Source organism: Sulfitobacter sp. HI0129 (genome assembly GCF_001635395.1).
Lineage (GTDB): Bacteria > Pseudomonadota > Alphaproteobacteria > Rhodobacterales > Rhodobacteraceae > Sulfitobacter.
Genome location: NZ_LWGH01000631.1, coordinates 1 through 1202, shown reverse-complemented (window position 1 = coordinate 1202; position 1202 = coordinate 1). Strand labels below are relative to the sequence as shown.

Here is a 1202-nt window from a genome sequence, read left to right as displayed (position 1 = left end):
GTCGCGGCCTATGCCTCGGGCGGGGATCCCAACGTCTATACCGCGGCGGTGGCGGTGATCCGGACGGAAAACCCCGATCTTCTGCGGCTTTCCTGTATTCACGAAGAACTGGCGCAGGGGCTGGGGCTGGCCAACGACAGCCCTGCCGCGCGCCCCTCGATCTTCAACGATGATGACGAGTTTGCCCTGCTGACCCGGCATGATGAACTGCTGTTGAAAATGTTGTACGATCCGCGCCTGCGCCCCGGGATGAGCGCCATCGAGGCCGCCCCCTTCACCCGGGTCATCGCGCGGGAACTGACCGGCGGACCCGTCTGAGGCCCGCAGCCATCAAAGGACAAGACCATGGGCATTTTCGATTTCCTCTCGGGTGAATTCATCGACGTCATTCACTGGACAGACGATACCCGTGACACGATGGTCTGGCGGTTCGAGCGCGAAGGTCACGCCATCAAGTACGGCGCGAAGCTGACCGTGCGCGAAGGTCAGGCCGCGGTTTTCGTGCACGAAGGCCAGATCGCCGATGTCTTCACACCCGGTCTCTACATGCTGGAAACCAACAACATGCCGGTGATGACGACGCTGCAGCATTGGGACCATGGCTTCCGCAGCCCCTTCAAGTCAGAGGTCTATTTCGTCAACACCACGCGGTTCAACGATCTGAAATGGGGCACCAAGAACCCGATCATCGTGCGCGACCCCGAATTCGGCCCCGTACGCCTGCGCGCCTTCGGCACCTATTCCGTACGGGTCGCGGACCCCGCCCGCTTCCTGTCGGAGATCGTCGGCACCGATGGCGAATTCACCATGGACGAGATCAGCTACCAGATCCGGAACGTCATCGTGCAGGAGTTTTCGCGCACCATCGCCCGGGCGCAAATCCCGGTGCTGGACATGGCTGCCAACACCCGTGAGCTGGGCCAGCTGGTCGGTTCCGAAATCGCGGCCCAGATCGCCGAATACGGCCTCGCCATGCCGGAGCTTTATATCGAAAACGTCTCCCTTCCGGCGGCGGTGGAAGCGGTGATGGACAAGCGCTCCTCCATGGGCGTGATCGGCAATCTGGAGAGCTACATGCAGTATCAGGCCGCCGAGGCCTTGGGACGCGACGGTGCCGGTGCGGCGGCGATGCAGACGGGGCTCGGCGCGGGCTTGGGCATGCAGATGGGACAGGCCGCCGCAGCGCAGGCCGGCCCCTGGGG

The 1202-nt window shown here is 63.4% G+C and carries 2 protein-coding genes; both read left to right on the top strand.

All coding sequences use genetic code 11. The features are described 5' to 3' along the window. Positions 1–318: DUF2927 domain-containing protein (locus A3764_RS16435; RefSeq protein WP_150122244.1), on the top strand; the 318-nt coding region annotated here is incomplete at its 5' end. Positions 319–345: 27 nt separating this feature from the next. Then, positions 346–1202: SPFH domain-containing protein (locus A3764_RS16430; protein WP_067951786.1), on the top strand; the 857-nt coding region annotated here is incomplete at its 3' end.